We start from the raw sequence: 20,387 nt of genomic DNA, 5'->3' as shown, positions 1-20,387 counted from the left end.
GGAGCCTTTGCGCCACTCATGACCGTCTGAACAACTCAGACTTTAAACGCCTCAACAAGTCTCTGCAGTGAAGCCGTCAACTCGGACATCTGCCGCGATGAGGCCAGCGTTTCTTCGGCATTAGCCGCCGTCGATGTACCCAGCTCACCAATGTGGGCCACACTGGCATTCACATCTTTAGAGACCGCTGATTGCTCTTCAGCAGCCTGGGCAATCTGATGACTCATGTCCACGATGACCGAAATACCCTTGGCAATCCGGCTCAGTGCTTCCGTTACTTCGCCGGATTTCTCGACAGTTGTCTGGGTGACGTCGCGGCTATTGGTCATGGCCGCTACAGCATCCTTCACGCCGCTCTGGAGCTGGGAAATCATACCCTCGATTTCTTCAGTGGACTTGTGAGTGCGCTGGGACAAGGATCGTACTTCATCGGCAACCACCGCAAACCCGCGCCCATGCTCACCCGCCCGGGCCGCTTCAATCGCGGCGTTGAGCGCCAGCAGGTTGGTCTGTCCCGCTATTGCCTTGATCTCCACCAGCACCTGGCTGATGTTGTCGCTGTCTTCGCTAACCCGGTTAATCACATCCACCGCACTGGAAATTTCGGTGGCCAGCCGGTTGATGGTTTCCACGGTATCCGAGACGACGCCGCGGCCGGTTTCTGTGTCCTGTTCAGCCGCTGACGCACTGTCTGCAACTCGATGGGCGCTTTCCGTCACCTCGTTCACAGCTTCAACCATCTGGCTCATGGCTTCATTAATCTGGCCACTCTCCGACATTTGACGTGCCACGGCCTCACTGTTGGAGGCGGCCGTATCCTTGACTCGCGCAGCCTGCTGGTCAACATCTGAGGTCGTCTGACCTACAGATCGTATCAGGTCAGCCATTCGATCCGTCATGTTGTTGAATTCACCGGTCAGTTCACCAAGTTCGTCGCGGTTATCAAGTGAAATCCGGGTGGTCATATCCCCTGCGGCAACCTTACGTGCTGCTTCACTGAACCGGTTGATCGCCGTGCGCACAGACATGAAAAAGCCGATATAGAGATACACAACGATAAGCAGAACCACTATCAACGCCACCACAATCAGGCGACGCTGGCTGACTTCCTGTTCCAGGCTGGCATTCAGGTTATTTTCTATCACATCAAACGCAGCGGATTTCAGCTCGCCAAAACCCACCAACTGCGCAACGATACGCGAGTCATACTCCTGCCAGGACATCTCCAGTCGCATGGGCGTAATAATATTCACATCAAGCAGTTCGCGGACGTTCAACAGGCTCTCATCAACCTTTCGAAACGTATCGCCTGCGCCAGCGTTCAGTGCGGGAGATGCGTCGGCAGCAAGTGTCAGAGCTGGAGAAAGGAGCGAGCTGCGGTTGGTGAGGCCGTCATAAATCTCATTGAAAGTTTCGCTAAGAGCATAACCAACCTGCCCTTCAACCAATGCGTAGAGTCCATAGGAGCGGGCCTGTCCGATCACGCTGCGCGCTTCCGGCAGCGTTTGGCGAATCAACCCGAGAATAAGCAGGTTCTCTCTCGATACACCGTGGCCCAGCCCGGAGGTTTCGATGGTGGCGGGAAGGAGTGCCAAAACTTTCTGGACAAACTCCTGATAGTACTTGAACTGAGGATCAAAGTTGGTCTGGTAGTTGTCATCCGCACGGAGTCTTTGCCAGTCATCCCGTAGCGCCTCAACCTGGTCCGCCCAGGCCCCGGACGCGTCAAACGAGCGTGGCTCTGCCGCCAGGCTATCAAGAATGGAGGCAATATCTTCAGCTGCCTCATCTGAGCGGACCATGAGGGTGTCTTCATTTTTAGCCACCGCCGGTGCGCGATAGTCCCGGTAGTCCATGGATGCATCTACAAGATGATCAATCTGACGCAATTGCTCCAGGCCTTCTACACCGCGAGTCATTGTCGCAACCGAGCGGTTGAGCTCAGTCATTACTAACCAGGACAACCCACCAATCGGCAGAAGAAACAGAACACTGATAAGGCTGAACTTGTACAGCATCGGCAATCGGTTCATCAGTGCTACGGCAGGATTAATGAGTTGCTTCACATCGGCCCTCTCTTTGAAACGTCAACAACTGAACTAACGTTCTTTTTTTATCGCCCGAACATCCGATAACTTGAGCACTTTCTTTTGCCGCTTGAGCCTTCAGACGACCCCTGCAATAACCAGCAACGCCAATGCACAGATCCAGACCAACATGCTTCGGTTCAACAAGTCTCTCACCGCATTCAGACTACGTCCCCCAAAAGTGGCCCACTCATCTGCATGAACCTGGGAGAACCTTGCCGGATCAAGCGCATAACCGGTTAACGACCCATTGGCGGAGATCATTAGCACTTCCGAGGTGCTTTTCGTAATGCCTCCGATTGCTTGCCTGGCCTCTATCAGCCACCCCGAGAGATCACCGGCAATGCCAAACGTTATCGAGAGCAGCCTTGCAGGTATCCAGTTGAACCACTCACAGATTTCGATATATCTCGGTCTTGCAGCTGCCTGCGGCCACTGTTCCGCCAACGCAACCAGCCCCCGCACGAAAATTGCCAACCCGATGCCGCCCACGACATACCAGAATGCGACAAGGAAAAAGCGCTGAAAGGCAGCCATCATGAGGGCTCGTGACAGGGAAAGGTGCATCACCTCAGGTGACGCTGCCGCACCACGCTCAGCAGCTGGCAACCGCTCCTGGATATGGTGCCAGGCCGCTTGCATGTCGCCCTTTTGCCAAGCCTCGGAATAGGATTCAATTGACTGCCGCCAGCCTGGCATGCCCATCATTAATACGAGAATAAAAATCTCGAGTGGGTAGGCAGCGATCCGCCATCCGTATAACGATGAAATATAGACACACAAAGCCGCCAGCAGTGCCGGCACGCCCACCAGAAACAAACCAGACAAAATGCCTGATTCTTTGCCGGCTTCAACTTTGCTTCCGCTATGAAACCAGCGGCGCCAGAGCGCATCAGCGGACACGGCATTGAGATTATCAAGGCGTCTCCGCACGAAATAGGCAACCAGAAACACCACAAGAATCATCCAAAATGCTCCCTTTTGAGCCAGTTAACCAAAACGTCTGCGAGACTGAACCGCCTGCAGGGAAGCCCGGAAATATTGCCAGTCAAATGCAGGCCCCGGATCCGTCTTACGGCCCGGAGCAATGTCACAGTGCCCGGTAATCCGATCATCGGTAATTTCCGGCCAGGCTGAACAGATAACAGTTGAGAGTTCTGCCAGCGAAACGTACTGCTCGGGTGTATAGGGAACATCATCCGCCCCCTCAAGTTCTATTCCAATGGAGAAGTCGTTGCACTCATCCACACCCTGGAAACAGGAGCGACCAGCGTGCCAGGCCCGCTCCAGCAAGCTGACAAACTGAACGACCGATCCATCCCTTCTGATCAGGGCGTGGGCCGATACATGCATATCGGCAATGGTTGCAAAATAGGGGTGCTCAGAGGGGTTCAGGCAATTCGTAAAAAAATCTTCGATGTAGCTCCCGCCAAACTGGCCAGGCGGAAGGCTGATACTGTGCACGACCAACAGACTTATCTCAGCGCCCTCGGGGCGGGCGCCGTAGTTGGGCGACGGGCACCAGCGGGCAGATGCAAGGCGTCCTGTATCCCGGAGTGTTTTTATGTCTTCGCCGGAAACTGGCGAATCAGAATGGCCTGGGGCTGAATGGGGCAAGGTGAATCCATAATTATCAGAGCATTACATTGTGGTTTGATTGAATCACAAAGCAGGCCCTGTTGCCACGGATCAATCCTTGCGGCTGCTGCGCAGGTTATCGATGATCGATTCAAGCGCCCTGTCGAAGATAAGTCCGTCATCCAGCATTATTACGGCCCCCTTCGCCATGGCGGCTGCCAGTTCCTGACGACGATACTCGGCTACCTTCGCTCCACTGCGATTGACAAAGATGTATTTATCCGTGGCTTTTATAAAGGCTGCCAGCTTGCAACGGTGCCTCGTTTCGTCACGGGTGAGTTCAACCCAGGCACCAACACTGAGGCGGTCTGCCTTATTCAGCCATTCCGCAGGGATCACCTCTGCATCTTCCGGGGCGGGCGCTTCGTCGACAGGCTTCGAAAGCACAGGTGGCTCTGCCTCAACCACGGTTGATTCAACCAGTGGAGTTTCTGGTTCGGGATTTTCCTCGCGTAGAATTTTCGCTTCAGCTAGAGGCTTGTCTTCAACCACTGCGGGATCAGGCTGGGATGGCGCAGTAGCCAGACGCTGAAACACGTCGACGTGTGCAAGCTCCAGATCCCGAACGGCGGTATCGGTTGCAAACGGATCCCAGGAAATTTCCTGAAGAGCCATGCGCAAATCGTCGACAATGGCCGGAATAGCCCTCAGAAGCTCGCTTCGGGTTGAGTCTTCAACCGGCTGAGGGTCAACACTCCAGACAATATGAGCAGTCAGTTCACGTGCATCCGCCCAGCGTTCACCAGATTCACCTTCACGCAACAAGACCCATTGGAGGTACTTTTTCCAGGCTTCATTCAACATCTGGACAACAGGCTCTGGAACGTCTCTTCCGATAGTGAGCTCATTCACCAATGATGCCGAAACCTGACAGGCTCGCTCCTGGCGTGCCCGACCCTCTTCGGCATCGCGCAGGCGCTGCTCTACCAACTCTCTACGGCGACGATCAAGATCTGTAAAGTGACTAAAATCCTTCAGAAGTTCGTCAAAAAGCGAGACATTATTTGTAAATTCGCTCAGTACCCGATCAACAACCGACTCTATTTTCTCACGCAGCGGGTCGCGCTGACCGGCACGCTTCTCGCTCCAGCCAATGGCTGACAAAGCCAATTCGTTGAGCAGTTTGCGAACTGGGTGACCACCCCGGTTAAAGAAGTTTTTGTCACTCAATGCAACCTTCAGAACCGGTATCTGCAGCCGCCCGATCAGCGCCTTCATCACTGGGTGCAACTGGCGGTCTTCTAGAATAAAGTCGAAGAGCATAGAGACCAGGTTGATAACATCATTATCAACCTGGCCGACGCTGGCTTCCTGCCCATTATCGGCCTGAAGAATGGACTTTAGCTGATGATCAAGAGAGATGGCTTCATTGCCCTCCCACTGGCCACAGGAGGCCTGCGCCTCGCTGAGACGAGCCATCAGCCTTTCGGTATCAAGATAAACTTCCCCTTCGGCACCCGAATCGACCGTGCCATGGGAGTTGCCTCTCTGGTGCAGAAGTGCGCTCAATTCGGAAAATGTTGCATGGGAAACACCCCCCTGTATCTGATCATAACCACTGTTCTGGAGAGTGCTCGGCTCTTCCGTTGGCCCATGCGGACCGGAGCTTGCGGGTACCGGTGCGGAGGCTGACGGTCTTGCGCCAGTAGTACCCGTCGCAGGGCGCACCGGTGGCCGTTTGACGTCTGGCAATATGCCTTCCGAAACCAGTGTGCGATTGGCCTCCTGATAAAAATCACCGAGCGTGTCTGCCAACAAGCGGTCAAACAGTTTAAGCACAACCAGTTTAGCGCGGATATCGATGTCAAGATCAGCACAGGCCTCCGCGAGGCCACCGCAGATAACTTCCGGGCTGAGAGGCATCTGGTTATCAGCCAACTCTACCTTGGGAACCAGGTGGTTAATCCGCAAGGACAAAAGTTGAATCGGGCTCTGGTAACGATTACGAAGCTTATTGATGAGGTTATCAATAGCCACCTGCTGCTCTAGGTCTGAATGCTCAACAAGGCTCAGTGAATCCTGGTCAACTTCATCCAGAGCCCCGCCGGATTGCCGGGGCCGGAACTTGCCAATATCATTGAAAGCCTGGCTAACGTATTGCAGCACCGAGACAGCCATGGCCTTACGCCGCAACCTGAGCTCGCGCATGGCATCAAAATAGACAGTCTGATCTTTGTTGGAGCCTGCACGGTCTGCGAGCTCAAACAGAGCATCGTCAGCACGTTCGAAAAAGCGCCCGAGCACACCTTTCAGAGACTGACCTGAGGTATCACGCAGACGAACAAGGGCCGGCGGCAGATCAAACCGCGAAAACGGCCTCTCTCCAGAAAGACTGACAACCTTGTTACCCAGCTTCATTGAACAACTCCGAACCAGAACGAGTGAAGCGTCTGGCCATAGGTTTTAAACAACTCTAATAACACATCATACGAGTAAGCCGCGTCACCTTCTGTCAGAAATTGTCACCTTTTGTGTAGACCGGACTCAAGTCACAATTCCTTTAGAATTTGGCGAAATCACTGGCGGACTATAGAATCGTGGCCCCGGAATATTACAGAACCCTTTAGCCCCTGACACAAGCGGATGCAATACCATGAACTTCACTGAACGCCTATGCCAGTCACGAATCGAGACGGTCGCTTTGAGCTTGCGCGAGGATATTGGCGAGGGCGACATAACGGCTCAGCTCATCCCGATGACGAAACAGGCGTCCGGGCGCGTCATTACGCGGGAGCAGGCAACCATAGCGGGGAGTGAGTGGGTTAACGAAGTATTCCGTCAGGTGGATCGATCAGTATCTCTTGAATGGCTGGTTCAGGATGGCCAGACCGTTTCTCCGGGCCAGGTTCTGTTCCGCATGCAAGGAACCGCAAGAAGCCTGCTAACGGCGGAACGAGCTGCGCTGAACTGGCTGCAGACCCTTTCGGGAGTTGCAACGAACTGTGCTGGATATGCGGCGCGTGTTTCTCACACGGGCGTACGCCTGCTCGACACCCGTAAAACCCTGCCCGGATTGCGGCTTGCCCAGAAGTACGCTGTCACCTGCGGCGGCTGTCACAACCATCGAATGGGCCTGTGGGACGCCTTCCTCATCAAGGAGAATCACATAGCCGCATGCGGATCCATAGCTGCCGCTATCGCGGAAGCCCACCGGATTGCTCCGGGCAAACCAGTGGAAGTGGAAACCGAAAACATGGCAGAACTGGAGCAGGCGCTCAGTGCCGGCGCAGACATCATCATGCTTGACGAGTTTTCCATGGATGACTTGCACGCGGCAGTTGCACTGAACGAAGGACAGGCGAAACTGGAAGCTTCCGGAGGCATCTACGCAGATACGCTCGTCCCCATCGCAGAAACCGGTGTCGACTATATTTCAATTGGCGCACTGACCAAAGACGTCAGAGCCGTAGATCTCTCCATGCGCCTTGACTGATTCACTCCGCTGACAGCAAGCGGTCAAACGCTTCAAGCTCCCGGATAAGGCCTTGGCCGGATTCGGGGCGACCGCGAAAATACTCTTCCGCCATGGGTGCAATGCCGGAAACCGACGGCAAGGGGTGAGAATTTTCAATAATCAGTTTCATACGCTCCAGAAACACAAACTGGAGCCACTGGGTAAACACCAATGTATCCAGGCAAAACGGCTCTGAACTCGCAAACGCATCCTCAGGCGGACGCTCCGCCTCCCACATTCCGAGCTGACGCAACGCCATCTCGATACCCAGAAGACTGTCAGCGACCTGCCCTGTTATGTCACCGGAATCTTTCATACAAACCTTTCTTAATCTGCCAGTGGCTCAAGCTCTATCGCTTCACCATGCAATACGCCATATAAGTCTTCAAACTGTTTGGTGAGCGGGTGTTTTGGCGCCATATGGATGAGTGGTTGGCGACACTGATGGGACTCTTTCATTTTTACTGAACTGGACAACCTCACTGGCAGTACCGGCAAACCTTCCTCTATCAGCTCTTTGACCAACTGCTTGGGCAGGCTGGCACGGGGTTGAAACTGATTCGCAACAATACCTTCTACAACCAGCTCATCATTATGATCTTCCTGCAGGTCACGGATTTCGTTGAGTATGTTGTAAAGCGCCTGGCGGGAAAAGTCATCACAGTCGAACGGTATCAGGCAACGCTGGGCCGCAATCAGCGCCGAGCGGGTGTAAAAGTTGAGCGCGGGAGCCGTATCAATGTAAATGGCATCGAAGGACTCGCCCAGTTTTTTCAGCGCCTCCCGGAGCTTGTAGATTTTATGCTTTGCTTCGAGCTTGCGCTCCAGAAAGTCCAGTTCCGGACTCGAAGGCATAACGAAAAGATTCTTGAACGGCGTTGCGTGTACGAATTCCTCGGGGCGCCGGTTGAATACCTTGAACGCAACCGTTTGCTCCAGCATATCTGCAACAGTGTCCTTGAGTTCACTGGCCTGTTTGCCCAGGAGATAATGCGTCGAGTTGCCCTGGGGATCCAGATCAACCACGAGCGTGCGTTTACCTCGGGCTGCGCTGATAGCGGCCAGGTTACAGGTAATACTGGACTTCCCTACTCCACCTTTCTGGTTGAATACTACCCGTCTCATGTCGTCTCTCCATTTGGCGCCTTATTCGGCGCCCGGTCGTTTATATGCTGTATCTGTGTTCTATGGCCACTACCACTGCATTACCGTTTTAACGAACGGAATGGTGAGGCGGCGCTGGGCCTGCAATGAATTTTCATCCAGGGTATCGAGAATACCCAGTAGCTCTCCAAGGCGCCTTGGTGCACGTCGCATGATAAAGCCTGCGACATCTTCCGTCATTGTCAGCCCACGTTGCTCAGCACGCGCCATGAGAATTTTCAGTCGGTCATCATCACGGTATATTCCAAGCTGAACAGTCAACCCGTGATGTAAGCGGGAAACCAGGTCCGGCAAGACAAAAGGCAAGGACCCGGGAACTTCTGACAGGCTTACTAACAGCATATGATTGCCATCGTGCAGCCTGTTGTACAGGTGAAACACGGCTTCTTCCCAATCTGCTTTCCCTGCCACCTTATCAAGATCATCAAGCGCCACAACATCCATGGCATCCAGCCCGCCAAGCGCTTCCGGCCCGAAGGGTTCAAGCTCGGCAATGCTGATACAGACAGCCGTTTTTCCCTCAGCCTCTGCATGATGGCAAGCTGCCTGAAGCAGGTGGCTTTTGCCGGTATCCGAATCACCACAGACAACAACCACCGGCAGACCAGCAGGCTCTCTGAACACCGACAATAAACGCAGTGACGCATCCCTGTTGCGATCACCATGGAAATTGTCAAAGCGTGCATCGTCCCGAAGCCTTACACCAAGGACCAGTTGGGAAGGATTCATGATTGCCGGGACCTCCATGCCCGCATACTCCAGACCAATACATAGTGAGACCCGCTGACAATAGCGGAGACCGCAACCAGCCAGACACCAACGTCCAGCCAAAACGGCTGCACTGGCAACCCCGCCAGAATAACAATGATGCCAAGAGCCACGAGAACCTGAACCAGCGTATTCAATTTGCCGGGTACGCTGGGTTCCATATCAAAACGGCCGATACAGTAGTGGTACAGGAGAGCGCCCCCGACAATCAGAAGGTCCCTGCCGAGCACCAGGGCAAACAGCCATAATGGAAGCACGGAGGTGTAGGTAAGAACCAGATACGCCGTAATCAGTAGAGCTTTGTCCGCCAGCGGGTCTGCCACAGCACCAAACCGTGATCGCCAGTTGAAGCGTCGTGCCAGAAAACCATCCAGGCCATCCGTAATCGACGCGACGGCGAAGATCATCAATGCGATACGGTATTCCTGCACGAACAACGCCCTGGCGAAAGGTGCGATCATCAGAATGCGCACGAACGTCAGAACGTTAGGAATCCACCGCCAGCCATATGAGTTCACCGAACCCCCTCCGGTAATGGCTTACTGCCCGCCATCATTCCCGATAACCGGCACAGGCTGCCAGCGGTAATAAAGAAGCTGGTAAAGCGATTCAAACGCCTGCTCTGCCTCTTCTTCATCCACCGGAGACGGTTGGTAGGTAAATTCAGGCTGACCGGATGAGTCAGTTCCCGCCTCGACTTCCGGCGCACCCTCTTGCTGGCCAGGTGCGACCTCCGCCTGAGCTGGTTTCGACGAAGCATCAGGGGCTTGCGCACGGGCTGGACGAGCATTCTGCGGCTCACCCTCGACCGGCACAAAACGAGAGTCCAGCGCAATGTACTCTTTGAGCTGATCGAGCTCACCGGAAAACGCGACTCTGAGCGTTAGCTGCTCGCCTTTAACCCGCGACGCACCAACACTTACAACGGGAGTCAGCCCCTCAAGCACCTTGCTGGCGTTTCCGTAGTCAGCAACCGACGTTACGCCGCGTAAAACAATATCAACCCGCGGCAAGTCTCCAACTTCACCGGCAGCAACCGCATAACGATCGGCATACAGCTCCGCCCAGCGATTTACCAGCGCCTCTGCCAGGGCTTCCCGGCTAGCAGCACTGACCGATTCCTCACTACCATTAAGGCTTGCCCCCTCAAATACCCAACCGGCACGCCATTGCCCCCCAGAGCGGCTCACTCGCACCAGCGCGAGTACATCATGTTCAACACCTTCTGAAGCATTACGCACTCGACCTGTGAACTGCCCCCAGATATCGGAAAGCAACTCGCGGTTGCCACTGAACTCTTCTGGCGGCAGTGTTACAGGCAAGCCCCGCTCCCGGGCAGCACGGGCGAATGCCGCTGACCATATGCCACTTTCACCCTGATCCGCCTGGCCGCTGCCATTACCTGTAACCAGCTGGCGAACACCGCGATCTTCCACTGCCACCCACGCAAGAGTCAGAGGGCGATTAGCACCCCAGACCGGCGCATCAACGGATGCCAGAGCCCGGTTCACGCCTACAGCGCCGAAGGCCATGCTGAGCCGGCTATTGCCATTCGCGCCGCGAAGCACTTGATAGGACAGCAGCAAGGATTCCGCGTCTTCGAGCAGAGCCTGCACTCCGTCCAGCGCAAGCACCTCACGGGTGCCCGAAATCCGCACAAAGACCCGAGCCAGTCCATCGGAATACCCCTTGGCCAGCTCACGCGGCCCGGAGCCGGCTACCGGAACTTCAACCGAATAAAGGCCGGACACTGTCACAGCAGTTGCGGGAGCCGGCACGAAGGCCAACATGAACGCACAAAAAACGGCAAGCCATACGGCTGGCGTCGGCTTAACAACCGGGATTTGGTCTGGTACTGGCATGAAACACCCTGCAGTTCGCGTTAATGGCGAACAGGATACACCATGCCCCGGAGCCTTAGTAGCCGGCCCAGGTTTAAGAAATGCAATCTTGACCGCCTGAGGGAGCACTACCACACGAATCAGCAGCCGCTCACGGCGATTGCACTTGGAGCCCTACACCGCACCTGCTAAAATCCGCCGCCTGACCCACTGGCCAACGGTTAAGAACACCATGAGCGAACAAAAGCCTTCCCTGACCTACCGCGATGCCGGCGTCGATATTGATGCCGGTAATGAACTTGTCAGCCGTATCAAGGAAACCGCCGCACGCACGCGACGCCCCGAGGTTCTGGGAGGTCTTGGCGGTTTCGGCGCCATGGTGGCCATTCCGGCTGGATACAAGGAACCTGTTCTTATATCGGGCACCGATGGCGTCGGCACCAAGCTGCGGCTGGCAATGCAGCTTGGCAAGCATGACAGCATTGGTATCGATCTCGTGGCCATGTGCGTTAACGACCTTATTGTCGGCGGCGCCGAACCTTTGTTCTTTCTCGACTACTACGCCACTGGCAAACTCAATGTAGATATAGCCGCGAACGTGGTTGCAGGTATTGGTCAGGGCTGCGAGCAGGCTGGCTGTTCATTGGTAGGTGGTGAAACCGCAGAAATGCCCGGTATGTATGAAGGTGACGACTACGATCTGGCCGGTTTCTGTGTTGGCATTGCAGAACGCAGTGAAATCATCGATGGCAACAAGGTGCAAGCCGGCGACGCCCTGCTGGCCATTGAATCTTCTGGGCCCCACTCGAACGGCTACTCGCTGATCCGTAAAATCCTCGAAGTAAGCAAAGCCGATCTCGAGCAGCCTGTTGGTGACTCTACCCTGGCAAATGCCCTGATGGCACCCACCCGCATCTATGTGAAAAACCTGCTGCAACTGATCCGTGAAGTTGATGTGCGCGCACTCTCTCACATTACCGGTGGTGGTTTGCCGGAGAACATTCCCAGAGTTCTTCCGGAAGGCATGGTAGCTGCCATAGACACCGAAAGCTGGGACCTGCCCCCGGTATTTCAGTGGCTGAAGGACGCGGGTGGTGTAGCCAGTGAGGAAATGTACCGCACATTTAACTGTGGTATTGGCATGATCGTTTGTGTACCAGAGGATCAGAAAGATCTCGCTCTGGATACTCTTAAGGCGCTCGGTGAAAAAGCCTGGCAGGTGGGCCAGATTGAAAGAGCGGACGATTCCGAAAAAGATGCAGTCGTGCGTTACGCACCGGGGCTGCTCTCAGCATGAAGGCCGATCAACCGACTCTTCCCCGAATTCTGGTTCTGGCCTCAGGTAGCGGAACCAATTTTCAGGCGCTAATCGACGCTAGCCGGGAACGGGATTTTCCCGGCCAGATCATTGCTTTAGGCTGCAACCAACCCAAAGCTTTTGCACTGGAACGCGCTGGCCAGGCCAACATCGAGACGTTTGTCGTTAACCACAAGAATTTCGGCTCCCGCGAAGAGTTCGATGCGGCGCTCATGGCCCACATCCTTCGCCACAACCCGGATCTGATCGTACTTGCCGGGTTCATGAGAATCCTGACAACCGATTTCGTTCGGGCGTTTCGTGGCAAACTGGTGAACATCCATCCGTCGTTACTGCCAAAATACACAGGGCTGAACACTCACCAGAGAGCCCTGGATTCAGGCGACCGCACTCATGGGGTTTCTATCCACTTCGTTACCGAAGAACTCGACGGGGGGCCGGTAATAGCTCAGGCCGAGGTGGCGGTGTCACCCGAGGATACGGCAGAAACTCTCGCTGAAAAAGTTCAGGCCAAAGAGCATTTGCTATACCCGATTGTGGTGCGCTGGTTCTGTGAAGGCAGAATTCAGCTGGGCGGAGAACAGGTAATGTTCGATGGTCAGGCTTTGGCGGCGCCAATGCGACTCCCGGACAATTAAGCGCCTTACCAGACTGTCACCCCGTAATGCCCGCTGAGCCGCTAGACTTTCAGCATTCATGAAGGATTGGAGGTCAACCAGATGTATTCAGCACGACAGACGATGCCCGCCCCCGCAAAAGGCCGGATGATATTTCTGCCGCTTTTGGCCATGATCGCACTGCTCCTGGGCACGGCCGCAAAAGCCGAAACGAGCCCGGGCTTGTTTCCATTTGAGGTGAGCTTTGATGCTGAACTGGATAAAGGCCTGTCCCTCAATGGCACCGCCAAACGCATCCTGACCTCCCAAGGCAATGAGGTCTGGCTATATCGTACGGACGTGAATTCGTTCATTGCTGATATTGATGAATCTCTGATCTTCAAATGGGAAAACGGCCAGGTCATTCCACTCAGATACCGCTATCGCCTGTCGGGATTCCTTATTAAAGACAGAGAACAGTCCATCGATTTTGATTGGAAAAGTGGAATCGCCACAGGGGAGTACCGTGAAAAGCCTTTCCGGATCGAGTTGGCAGAAGGCAACCTCGACCCTCTTGGCTTCCAGCTCCAGTTACATCAGGACATCCGGAGCGGCGAGCGGGAAATGGAATACCAGGTTGTGGACCGCGGCAGGGTTGATAGCGAGCGCTTTTCGGTGGTGAGTGATGACGCCAGCCGCACGGATGGCAACCAGTCCTCTTACCTTAAAGCCGAAAAAATTCGTGAAAATTCCCAGCGGGAAACGCTGATGTGGTTCGACCCGGACAATAGATACCTTCTGGTTCGCCTGCTTCAGGTCGAACCCGATGGCAGTCGTTACGAGCTCAAGCTCAAGGACGTGGATCTGGGAGATTAAACCTCCCGATCCGCTTCTGCCCACACAGCCTTTACCTCATCCGCAATAATTCGCAGCCCCTGCGCCACACGCTCATCATCCTGCGAATAGGTTACGCGCAGACATTCGTGGCGATGCCGCCAATCATCGTTTTCCGGTAGCCCCGGGAAGAAATAATGGCCCGACACCACCAGCACACCCCGGGCTTTTAACCGCTGGTAAAGCTCAAGACTGGTAATGGGCAAATCGGGGAACCATAGCCACAGAAACATCGCGCCTTCCGGCTTATGAACGTACCAGCGGCAGCTGTCCTCACCCATAGCCTCACGGAAGGCTGATACAGCAAGCTCCATTTTTCTCTTGTAAAACGGACAGACCACATCGCGGCTCAACGACAGGATCTCGCCAGAACGCACCAGCGGCTCGGCGAGCATGGCTCCGAAACTTCCTGTTGCCAGGTTCATGATCGCGTTAATGCCCGACAAGGCTTTGATCACCGGCTCGGCAGCAATCACTATACCTATTCGAGCTGCCGGCAAGCCAAGCTTGGAAAGGCTCAGGCACAGGATAATCTGATCATTCCAGGTGGGTTTGGCATCCACGAACAACAAGCTCGGGAAAGGCGTGCCATAGGCCCCGTCGACGATCAGCGGCACATCATGCTGGCGCGCCATCTGTTCCAGCCGGGCCATTTCCTCATCGGTAACCACGTTGCCGGTCGGGTTGGTCGGCCGGGACACGCAAATGGCACCGGTCTCTCCAGTCACTTCTACCGCATCAAAATCCACTCGATACTTGAATTCGTGGGCGTCGGTGAACGAAATATCCGGCTGCACAGCATGAAACAGACCCGGCTCGATACCGGCATCTGCATAGCCGATATACTCAGGTGCCAGTGGCAACAATATGTGCTTGCGCTGGCCTTCACCGTAATCGCCACCGAACATGTTAAACAACATGAAGAACGCTGCCTGGCTGCCATTGGTGAGCGCAATATTACCGGGCTTAAGATCCCAGCCGTATTCGCGGCTTAGCAGCTCCGCAAGGGAAGCAATGAACTGCTTTTCGCCTTGAGGGGGATCGTAAATACCAACCAACCGGCGAACGTCGCTTTCACTCTGGCTCATGTCAGCGAGAATTTGCTGTACCCGTTTCTGTATCTCAGGGATGTGTCCAGGGTTGCCGCCGCCCATCATGATCATGTCGTCGCCAGACGCCATTGCGTTGCCCAGGTCATCCATTAACGAGGTTATACCAGCGTCCGCGGTAAATTTGCGACCAAAAGTAGAAAGCTTCATTGGGTTTTGTCCGTGTGATCAATGGGGCTTCAATCCCCCAGCGAGATACCTAGATTGCTGACGCCTTCGTTTGCGGCGTCTTCCCGGAGCTCGGTGATAAAAAGTTCCAGTGGCGTGCGTTGGCGCTTGAGGGCCAGCACCAGGTCGCGTTGGAAGGTTTTGTCTTCTTTCATCAGCGGATGAGAATCCAGCAAGCGCACTAGCTCGTCTTCTTCGAGCCCTTCACCTTCAGACAATTCTATAAAGCTCATAACGGTGGCGGTCGCCAGCTGCGATGCTTCTGTGGCCCGGTGTTTCGAAGGATTCAGACGATTCAGCAGTGCCTGCTCCAGCAACTGGCAAAAATCAAACGCCGGGTAAACACCATAAGCGTCGTAAGCTTCGACATCCGGAGACAGAGTTTCGAGTTTCGCCAGCAGTTGCGGGATAGCTGTTTCTGTTACATCTTCCTGGAGCGTGCCCCAGGCAAGATCCAGAATCTGGTGCATTTTGCCGCCGGTTTTCAGACCAACCGCTTCGGCAAACAGCGCATAATTCGGGAATGAACGCTCGGCAAGAGCCAGCAGGAAGGCGCATTCACGCCATCCCTGCAGTTGTGAAACAGCTTTGAGAAACTGGTTGGCGTTCATGTTTTTGGAAGGGTCACGCCGGTCTGGCCAAAATATTTACCGCCCCGGTCTTTGTAGCTTGTTTCACAAACTTCGTCAGACTCGAAGAATAGCATCTGGGCGATGCCTTCATTCGCGTAAATTTTAGCCGGCAGGTTGGTGGTGTTGGAAAACTCTAGGGTTACGTGGCCTTCCCACTCTGGCTCCAGCGGGGTCACATTTACAATGATGCCGCAGCGTGCGTAGGTGGACTTACCCAGGCATACGGTGAGAACGCTGCGGGGGATGCGAAAGTACTCGACGGTACGTGCAAGTGCAAAAGAGTTCGGCGGGATGATGCAGACGTCGCCGGTGAAATCCACGAAGCTTTTTTCGTCGAAGTTTTTAGGGTCAACGGTGACGGAGTGTACGTTGGTGAAGATTTTGAATTCGTTGCTGCAGCGTACGTCGTAGCCGTAACTGGAAGTGCCGTAGGAGATAATCCGGCCTTTTTCAGTTTCACGAACCTGACCGCTTTCGAAGGGTTCGATCATGCGATGCTCTTCAGACATCCGGCGAATCCACTTATCGGCTTTGATGCTCATGGCGAAGTCTCGTATCCACTGGGAAAATTGGGGCGTAGTTTACCTGTTCAGTTGGGTTCTGTCGAAGCTTCGCTGTGTGGCCTCGAGGGTTCTGGTCTTGGGGCTGGGGTCACAGAAAGGCGCTCCAAAAACCGCTACGAGCACATCCATGTGCGCTTGTCTCCGGCCGTCCTTGGCCTACGACATTTTCGGAGCGCCTTTCCTGCGCCCGCGAACGCGCCTGGGTGCTGACAGCCACGCAAATCAGCTCTGAATTAATGCGACTTCACGGACACGCTAGAGATAGCGCCACTGAGGTTGCGCTCCCTTGTCGAAAGCTCTGCACCAACCCGGCGCGCGATATCGCGGTAGCGCAGCGCCACTTCCGACTCCGGCTCTGCCACTACCGTGGGTTTACCGCCATCGGTCTGCTCCCGGATAGTCATGTGCAGGGGCAATTGGCCGAGCAATGTTGTTTCATATTCGTCGGCAATTCGCTCGCCACCGCCGTCACCAAACAGGTGTTCTTCATGGCCGCAGTTACTGCAGATGTGGACGCTCATGTTTTCCACAACGCCAAGCACGGGAATTTCGACTTTGCGGAACATTTCGATGCCGCGTTTGCCGTCAAGCAAGGCAATATCTTGAGGGGTAGTGACGATTACGGCACCGGTGACAGGGACTTTCTGGGCCAGGGTAAGCTGGATGTCGCCGGTGCCCGGAGGCATATCAACGATAAGGTAGTCGAGTTCATCCCACAGTGTTTGCTGTAACAATTGCATCACCGCGCCGCTGACCATGGGACCGCGCCAGACCATGGGGGTTTTGTCGGTGGTCACGAAGGCCATGGACATGGCCTGAAGGCCGTGGGCCTCCATTGGCAGGAAGTATTTTTCTTCCCGCACACCCGGGCGTTTGTTTTCGGGCACGCCGAGCATCATGCCAATGCTGGGGCCATAGATGTCGGCATCGAGTACACCTACCCGCGCGCCTTCTGCCTGCAGCGCCAGGGCGAGATTGACGGCGGTGGTGGATTTGCCCACGCCGCCTTTGCCGGAGGCGACGGCTATGATGTTTTTGACACCGGGAACGGACGGAAGGTCTTTCTGAACTTTATAAGAATGGATCTTTTGGGCCACATGTACGTCGGCACTTTCGACACCGTCAACGCTTTCGAGCGCATTGGCAACCAGTTGTTTCAGGCCGCCTGCAATGCCTTTTGACGGATAAGGCAACTCGATCATCAGGGTCACATGGCCTGCTTCGTCGGCCGCCAGCGATTTAACGGCACCAAGGTCGTATAGATCCTTTTGCAGGTACGGATCTCGGTATTCACGAACGGCCGCCTGCAGCGCCTGCTCTGAAATCTGTGTCATCTGGCTCTCCGGAATAAGTTCATGCGGCTTTTCAGCATGAAAACAGGTGTTTCGGGTGAAAATTATTTGCTTGAAAGGTATCATCTGTGCCCGTTTCTGACCATACAACCCTTATCCGATGAAAGGTTTGGACACACCATGACGCAAGCGAGTTCAAAGCAACAGCGCGATATTCTGGTTACCAGCGCACTGCCCTACGCCAATGGCCCCATTCACCTGGGTCATCTGCTGGAATACATCCAGACTGATATCTGGGTGCGCTATCAGAATATGCGAGGCCACACTTGCTACTACGTTTGCGCAGATGACGCCCACGGCACTGCCATCATGCTTCGTGCCGAGCGGGAGGGCATTACGCCCGAGCAGCTGATCGACCGGATCCGTGAGGAGCACCAGCAGGATTTCAGCGGCTTTCACATCCGTTTTGATAACTACTACACCACCCATTCGGAAGAGAATCGTTATTTTTCCGAATACATCTATCGGCAGTTGCAGAAGAACGGCAAGATCGCGACCCGAATGATCACTCAGTCCTTTGACCCCGAGAAAAACATGTTTCTTGCGGACCGGTTTATCAAAGGCACTTGCCCGAAATGCAAAGCAGACGATCAATATGGCGACAACTGCGAGGTCTGTGGTGCAACTTACACGCCTGCCGAGCTGATCAATCCGCGCTCTGCTGTTTCCGGCGCTACGCCGATCGAGAAGGAGTCGGAGCACTACTTCTTCAAACTGCCTGAGTTTACGGACTTCCTGACCAAGTGGACGCGCAGCGGTGCGCTACAGCCACAAGTAGCCAACAAACTGGCTGAGTGGCTCGACGCCGGCCTTCAGGAGTGGGACATCAGCCGTGATGCGCCCTATTTCGGCTTTGAAATCCCCGATGCGCCCGGTAAGTTCTTCTATGTTTGGCTGGACGCCCCCATTGGCTATCTGGCGAGCTTCAAAAACCTGTGTAACCGGGATGATATAGATTTCGAGCACTTCTGGAAGGTCGACTCCACCGCCGAGGTTTATCATTTTATCGGCAAGGACATCATTAACTTCCACGCTCTGTTCTGGCCAGCGATGCTGCATGACGCGGGCTTCCGCACGCCAACGGCCGTATGGGCCCACGGATTCGTGACGGTCAACGGCAAAAAGATGTCCAAGTCCCGGGGCACCTTCATTATGGCTCGGACCTATCTGGACCACCTGAACCCGGAATATCTGCGTTACTACTTTGCCGCCAAACTAACCGGTGGGGTGGACGACATGGACCTGAACCTGGAGGACTTTGCTGCCAGGGTTAATTCGGATCTGGTAGGCAAGGTGGTCAACATTGCCAGTCGCAGCGCGGGCTTCATTACCAAGCGCTTTGATGGAAAGCTTGGCGAAGTGACCGAACACGACAAACTGAAAGAGTTTATTGATGCCGGCACGGAACTTGAGTCTTTCTATGAGGCCCGGGAATTCGGCCGTGCAATGCGCCGCATCATGGAGTTGGCCGATATCGCCAATCAATATGTAAACGATGAACAGCCCTGGGTTATTGCCAAACAAGAAGGCCAGGATGAACAGTTGCAGGCCATCTGTACCAATGCCCTCAACATGTTCCACCTGTTGATGATTTACCTTGCTCCTGTGCTCCCAGAGACTGCCAGGGCCTCCGAAGACTTCCTGAACACGAAGCTGGACTGGAACGATCGCGGTGCAAGGCTGGAGAACCACAGCATCAACAAGTTCAAGCCGCTGATGAATCGTGTGGACATGGCGCAGATTGAAAAAATGCTGGATGCATCCAAAGAGGAAATGCCTGCAGCCACTGGAAAGCCCTCAGCCTCAGCGCCCGAAAAGAGCGAAGCGATTGCTGCCGAAATTGAATTTGATGATTTCGCGAAAGTGGATCTTCGAGTCGTTAAAATAGTCAAAGCAGAGCATGTTGAAGGCGCAGACAAGCTTCTCCGCCTGACCCTTGACCTGGGGCATGGCGAACGCAACGTGTTTGCTGGTATCAAGTCAGCCTACAACCCTGAGGATCTTGAAGGCCGTCTTACGGTGATGGTCGCCAACCTCAAACCCCGGAAGATGAAGTTCGGCATGTCTGAGGGCATGGTTCTGGCGGCAGGCCCAGGCGGCAAGGATATCTTTATTCTCTCTCCGGATTCAGGCGCGACCCCTGGCATGCGGGTGATGTAAACATGGATCGAGGCGCCACGCCCCGATGGTGAAATGATGATGACGATGTAACGATGACAGAGTATTTACTGATATTGGTCAGCACCATCCTGGTGAACAACTTCGTGTTGGTCCAGTTTCTTGGCCTGTGCCCCTTCATGGGGGTTTCAGGCAAACTGGAAACGGCTATGGGCATGTCCCTGGCCACAACCTTTGTGCTGACCCTGTCATCCGTCTGCAGTTATCTTGCCTACACCTACCTGCTGGAACCTCTGGATCTGGCGTTTCTGAAAACCATCACCTTCATCCTTGTAATTGCCGTAGTCGTTCAATTCACAGAGATGGTGGTTCGCAAAACCAGCCCACTGCTCTATCGTGTGCTGGGCATTTTTCTTCCTCTGATCACCACCAACTGCGCCGTACTTGGCGTCGCACTTCTTAACCTGAATAAAAACAACAACTTCGTTGAATCAGTACTCTACGGCTTTGGCGCTGCCGCTGGTTTTTCCCTGGTACTCGTACTGTTCGCCGCAATGCGCGAGCGCATTGCCGTTGCAGACGTACCCCTTTCCTTCCGGGGTGCAGCCATTGGCATGGTCACCGCAGGGTTGATGTCACTGGCGTTTCTGGGCTTTACCGGCCTGGTCAGCGTTTAACGGAGGCG

Annotated in this window: 19 protein-coding genes; 6 read left to right on the top strand and 13 right to left on the bottom strand. The window is 54.7% G+C overall.

All coding sequences use genetic code 11. From position 1 onward, the window contains the following. Nucleotides 1-35: 35 nt before the first annotated feature. The 4 genes from Q4501_RS17840 to Q4501_RS17825 form a co-directional block, all read right to left on the bottom strand. Nucleotides 36-2,066, bottom strand: a complete 2,031-nt coding sequence (locus Q4501_RS17840) for a methyl-accepting chemotaxis protein (protein ID WP_303597616.1) — start codon at nt 2,064-2,066, stop codon at nt 36-38. Between the two features lie 99 nt (nt 2,067-2,165). After that, nucleotides 2,166-3,053, bottom strand: a complete 888-nt coding sequence (ampE, locus tag Q4501_RS17835; RefSeq protein WP_303597615.1) for a regulatory signaling modulator protein AmpE — start codon at nt 3,051-3,053, stop codon at nt 2,166-2,168. 24 nt (nt 3,054-3,077) lie between these two features. Continuing rightward, nucleotides 3,078-3,704, bottom strand: a complete 627-nt coding sequence (gene ampD / locus Q4501_RS17830) for a 1,6-anhydro-N-acetylmuramyl-L-alanine amidase AmpD (protein ID WP_303597614.1) — start codon at nt 3,702-3,704, stop codon at nt 3,078-3,080. 72 nt (nt 3,705-3,776) lie between these two features. Next, nucleotides 3,777-6,083 (bottom strand): DUF1631 domain-containing protein, encoded by a 2,307-nt coding sequence (locus tag Q4501_RS17825; protein ID WP_303597613.1) that lies wholly within the window; start codon nt 6,081-6,083, stop codon nt 3,777-3,779. Nucleotides 6,084-6,318: 235 nt separating this feature from the next. On the opposite strand from Q4501_RS17825, the gene nadC reads away from it, so the two are divergent. Further along, on the top strand, nt 6,319-7,158 hold the full coding sequence (nadC, locus tag Q4501_RS17820; RefSeq protein WP_303597612.1) for a carboxylating nicotinate-nucleotide diphosphorylase: 840 nt from the start codon (nt 6,319-6,321) through the stop codon (nt 7,156-7,158). Nucleotide 7,159: 1 nt separating this feature from the next. On the opposite strand, the gene Q4501_RS17815 is transcribed toward nadC, so the two are convergent. The 5 genes from Q4501_RS17815 to Q4501_RS17795 form a co-directional block, all read right to left on the bottom strand. Beyond that, nucleotides 7,160-7,495, bottom strand: a complete 336-nt coding sequence (locus Q4501_RS17815; protein WP_303597611.1) for a YqcC family protein — start codon at nt 7,493-7,495, stop codon at nt 7,160-7,162. An 11-nt stretch (nt 7,496-7,506) separates the two neighbouring features. Further along, nucleotides 7,507-8,304: a ParA family protein gene (locus Q4501_RS17810; protein ID WP_303597610.1), complete on the bottom strand. Its 798-nt coding sequence runs from the start codon at nt 8,302-8,304 to the stop codon at nt 7,507-7,509. Between the two features lie 69 nt (nt 8,305-8,373). Next, nucleotides 8,374-9,072, bottom strand: a complete 699-nt coding sequence (hda, locus tag Q4501_RS17805) for a DnaA regulatory inactivator Hda (RefSeq protein ID WP_303597609.1) — start codon at nt 9,070-9,072, stop codon at nt 8,374-8,376. Next, nucleotides 9,069-9,629 (bottom strand): CDP-alcohol phosphatidyltransferase family protein, encoded by a 561-nt coding sequence (locus Q4501_RS17800; protein ID WP_303597608.1) that lies wholly within the window; start codon nt 9,627-9,629, stop codon nt 9,069-9,071. Before Q4501_RS17800 ends, hda begins: the two co-directional genes overlap by 4 nt. Nucleotides 9,630-9,650: 21 nt before the next feature. After that, nucleotides 9,651-10,973: a DUF2066 domain-containing protein gene (locus tag Q4501_RS17795; protein ID WP_303597607.1), complete on the bottom strand. Its 1,323-nt coding sequence runs from the start codon at nt 10,971-10,973 to the stop codon at nt 9,651-9,653. Nucleotides 10,974-11,184: 211 nt separating this feature from the next. Between Q4501_RS17795 and purM the strand changes: the two genes are divergently transcribed. From purM to Q4501_RS17780, 3 genes are all read left to right on the top strand, one after another. Then, nucleotides 11,185-12,249: a phosphoribosylformylglycinamidine cyclo-ligase gene (gene purM, locus Q4501_RS17790; RefSeq protein ID WP_303597606.1), complete on the top strand. Its 1,065-nt coding sequence runs from the start codon at nt 11,185-11,187 to the stop codon at nt 12,247-12,249. After that, nucleotides 12,246-12,908: a phosphoribosylglycinamide formyltransferase gene (gene purN / locus Q4501_RS17785; protein WP_303597605.1), complete on the top strand. Its 663-nt coding sequence runs from the start codon at nt 12,246-12,248 to the stop codon at nt 12,906-12,908. The genes purM and purN overlap by 4 nt, the downstream gene beginning before the upstream one ends. Before the next feature lie 81 nt (nt 12,909-12,989). Continuing rightward, nucleotides 12,990-13,742 carry a DUF3108 domain-containing protein gene (locus Q4501_RS17780; protein WP_303597604.1) on the top strand — a complete coding sequence of 251 codons (753 nt, stop codon included), beginning with the start codon at nt 12,990-12,992 and terminating at the stop codon, nt 13,740-13,742. On the opposite strand, the gene Q4501_RS17775 is transcribed toward Q4501_RS17780, so the two are convergent. From Q4501_RS17775 to apbC, 4 genes are all read right to left on the bottom strand, one after another. Then, on the bottom strand, nt 13,739-15,019 hold the full coding sequence (locus Q4501_RS17775) for a valine--pyruvate transaminase (RefSeq protein ID WP_303597603.1): 1,281 nt from the start codon (nt 15,017-15,019) through the stop codon (nt 13,739-13,741). The genes Q4501_RS17780 and Q4501_RS17775 overlap by 4 nt on opposite strands. Nucleotides 15,020-15,048: 29 nt before the next feature. Beyond that, nucleotides 15,049-15,648, bottom strand: a complete 600-nt coding sequence (locus tag Q4501_RS17770; protein WP_303597602.1) for a YjaG family protein — start codon at nt 15,646-15,648, stop codon at nt 15,049-15,051. Further along, nucleotides 15,645-16,211, bottom strand: a complete 567-nt coding sequence (gene dcd / locus Q4501_RS17765; RefSeq protein WP_303597601.1) for a dCTP deaminase — start codon at nt 16,209-16,211, stop codon at nt 15,645-15,647. The genes Q4501_RS17770 and dcd overlap by 4 nt, the downstream gene beginning before the upstream one ends. Before the next feature lie 254 nt (nt 16,212-16,465). Then, nucleotides 16,466-17,566, bottom strand: coding sequence for an iron-sulfur cluster carrier protein ApbC (gene apbC, locus Q4501_RS17760; protein ID WP_303597600.1), 1,101 nt, complete (start codon nt 17,564-17,566; stop codon nt 16,466-16,468). Nucleotides 17,567-17,704: 138 nt separating this feature from the next. On the opposite strand from apbC, the gene metG reads away from it, so the two are divergent. Both metG and rsxA read left to right on the top strand, forming a co-directional pair. Next, nucleotides 17,705-19,744: a methionine--tRNA ligase gene (metG, locus tag Q4501_RS17755; RefSeq protein WP_303597599.1), complete on the top strand. Its 2,040-nt coding sequence runs from the start codon at nt 17,705-17,707 to the stop codon at nt 19,742-19,744. Between the two features lie 53 nt (nt 19,745-19,797). Beyond that, on the top strand, nt 19,798-20,379 hold the full coding sequence (gene rsxA / locus Q4501_RS17750) for an electron transport complex subunit RsxA (protein WP_303597598.1): 582 nt from the start codon (nt 19,798-19,800) through the stop codon (nt 20,377-20,379). Nucleotides 20,380-20,387: the final 8 nt, after the last annotated feature.

Origin of the sequence: Marinobacter sp. 2_MG-2023 (genome assembly GCF_030546935.1) — a bacterium.
GTDB lineage: Bacteria > Pseudomonadota > Gammaproteobacteria > Pseudomonadales > Oleiphilaceae > Marinobacter.
This window is presented reverse-complemented; position numbering and strand designations above follow the sequence as displayed.

What these genes read in the sequence shown, in the direction of transcription:
- ampE (WP_303597615.1), bottom strand. Translation starts at nt 3,053, where the DNA reads ATGATTCTTGTGGTGTTTCTGGTTGCCTATTTCGTGCGGAGACGCCTT.
- Q4501_RS17825 (WP_303597613.1), bottom strand. Translation starts at nt 6,083, where the DNA reads ATGAAGCTGGGTAACAAGGTTGTCAGTCTTTCTGGAGAGAGGCCGTTT.
- nadC (WP_303597612.1), top strand. Translation starts at nt 6,319, where the DNA reads ATGAACTTCACTGAACGCCTATGCCAGTCACGAATCGAGACGGTCGCT.
- Q4501_RS17815 (WP_303597611.1), bottom strand. Translation starts at nt 7,495, where the DNA reads ATGAAAGATTCCGGTGACATAACAGGGCAGGTCGCTGACAGTCTTCTG.
- Q4501_RS17810 (WP_303597610.1), bottom strand. Translation starts at nt 8,304, where the DNA reads ATGAGACGGGTAGTATTCAACCAGAAAGGTGGAGTAGGGAAGTCCAGT.
- hda (WP_303597609.1), bottom strand. Translation starts at nt 9,072, where the DNA reads ATGAATCCTTCCCAACTGGTCCTTGGTGTAAGGCTTCGGGACGATGCA.
- Q4501_RS17795 (WP_303597607.1), bottom strand. Translation starts at nt 10,973, where the DNA reads ATGCCAGTACCAGACCAAATCCCGGTTGTTAAGCCGACGCCAGCCGTA.
- purM (WP_303597606.1), top strand. Translation starts at nt 11,185, where the DNA reads ATGAGCGAACAAAAGCCTTCCCTGACCTACCGCGATGCCGGCGTCGAT.
- purN (WP_303597605.1), top strand. Translation starts at nt 12,246, where the DNA reads ATGAAGGCCGATCAACCGACTCTTCCCCGAATTCTGGTTCTGGCCTCA.
- Q4501_RS17780 (WP_303597604.1), top strand. Translation starts at nt 12,990, where the DNA reads ATGTATTCAGCACGACAGACGATGCCCGCCCCCGCAAAAGGCCGGATG.
- Q4501_RS17775 (WP_303597603.1), bottom strand. Translation starts at nt 15,019, where the DNA reads ATGAAGCTTTCTACTTTTGGTCGCAAATTTACCGCGGACGCTGGTATA.
- Q4501_RS17770 (WP_303597602.1), bottom strand. Translation starts at nt 15,648, where the DNA reads ATGAACGCCAACCAGTTTCTCAAAGCTGTTTCACAACTGCAGGGATGG.
- dcd (WP_303597601.1), bottom strand. Translation starts at nt 16,211, where the DNA reads ATGAGCATCAAAGCCGATAAGTGGATTCGCCGGATGTCTGAAGAGCAT.
- apbC (WP_303597600.1), bottom strand. Translation starts at nt 17,566, where the DNA reads ATGACACAGATTTCAGAGCAGGCGCTGCAGGCGGCCGTTCGTGAATAC.
- metG (WP_303597599.1), top strand. Translation starts at nt 17,705, where the DNA reads ATGACGCAAGCGAGTTCAAAGCAACAGCGCGATATTCTGGTTACCAGC.
- rsxA (WP_303597598.1), top strand. Translation starts at nt 19,798, where the DNA reads ATGACAGAGTATTTACTGATATTGGTCAGCACCATCCTGGTGAACAAC.